Origin of the sequence: Neisseria sp. P0018.S001 (genome assembly GCF_051957355.1) — a bacterium.
GTDB classification, from domain to species: Bacteria; Pseudomonadota; Gammaproteobacteria; order Burkholderiales; family Neisseriaceae; genus Neisseria; species Neisseria subflava_A.
In genome coordinates, this window is record NZ_JBQCWN010000036.1 from 1 (window position 1) to 1,048 (window position 1,048).

The 1,048-nt window shown below is 40.8% G+C and carries 2 protein-coding genes and 1 pseudogene; all 3 read right to left on the reverse strand.

Translation table 11 applies throughout. From position 1 onward, the window contains the following. Nucleotides 1-52: 52 nt before the first annotated feature. Complete coding sequence (locus ACTHTJ_RS10655) at nt 53-439, reverse strand: hypothetical protein (RefSeq protein WP_070583431.1); 387 nt, start codon at nt 437-439, stop codon at nt 53-55. Between the two features lie 2 nt (nt 440-441). Further along, a complete protein-coding gene (locus ACTHTJ_RS10660; RefSeq protein WP_440360954.1) occupies nt 442-702 on the reverse strand; it encodes an HNH endonuclease in 261 nt (86 codons plus the stop codon). Then, nucleotides 694-1,048, reverse strand: a pseudogene (locus ACTHTJ_RS10665) (hypothetical protein); the annotation flags it as partial. The gene ACTHTJ_RS10660 and the pseudogene ACTHTJ_RS10665, both read right to left, overlap by 9 nt.

Genomic DNA, 1,048 nt, shown 5'->3' on the forward strand with positions numbered 1-1,048 from the left:
TGATGATGATGCCAAAGGTCGTCTGATGTTTTTCAGACGACCTCATTACCCTCTAAAGCGGAGGCAGTTCTACAAATGGAAAGAAATGCTGAAACCTCTGATAAATTTCAGGATGTTTCTTTAAGGCTTTTAATGCTTTTTCTTTTGAAACGGGAGGGTCATAGACATCTACCCCCCTTAAGAAGGCAATGCCGGTTAATGCGTCATCTTGATCTTTAGATAAGTCTGAATTCGGAACAAAATCCAAAATATTATAAATATCTCCTACTCCTTCAAGATCAATTAAATCAAAAATATAAAAAGGTATATTATCAATAGGCATATCTAAGACAACCTTATCCAACCATAATTTAAATTCTTGCAAATTAATTGCTGCCGATAATAAGCAATATGTTGCAAAACTTAAATCTTGACCTTGCTCTTTCGTAATTTTCCACATAATTATCTTCCTTTATTCATCGCTTCCCAGCCGATATGACCAGTATCATGGTGAGATTTTTCAGGTACAAGCTGCATACGTCCGGTATCCTGATGATGATGCCAAGTATAATCCGGTATTTTAGATTCTCCTTTTTCAATTGCCCTTAATTGTTCTGTGTTAAAGCTTGATTTGCGAACCTGTCCTTTCCTAATGGCTTCCGCCAAATCTTTGGTTGCCAGCCTCATTTGTCCTGTCGAACTCTTAGACCTGAATTCTTGAATATCAAGCTTCGTATCATATTTCACGTGTTTCTCAAAATTTGGAAATCCTTTACTGTCAAACGGCACCCCGGTCTTCGGGTGGCTTTGGTTTGCCAGTTTGACATTTTTGCCGTTTGACGGCGGTACTGTCGAGGATTTGACATTTTGTTTGCCGTAACGCTGTTCCAATTCCGTTCTGACAGTGCGGGAGTGGTACGGTGAATCATAACTGTACCGTCCTTGTTGGGCTTGGGAAAAATTTTCCCCGACAGGTGCTTTCCCTTTCGGCAATGCAACTGCGCCCATCTGCGACTGTTTGACGGTGCTTGCACCTATACCACCCCAGTCGTATCGGGTTCGAGCATAT

What these genes read in the sequence shown, in the direction of transcription:
- ACTHTJ_RS10655 (WP_070583431.1), bottom strand. Translation starts at nt 439, where the DNA reads ATGTGGAAAATTACGAAAGAGCAAGGTCAAGATTTAAGTTTTGCAACA.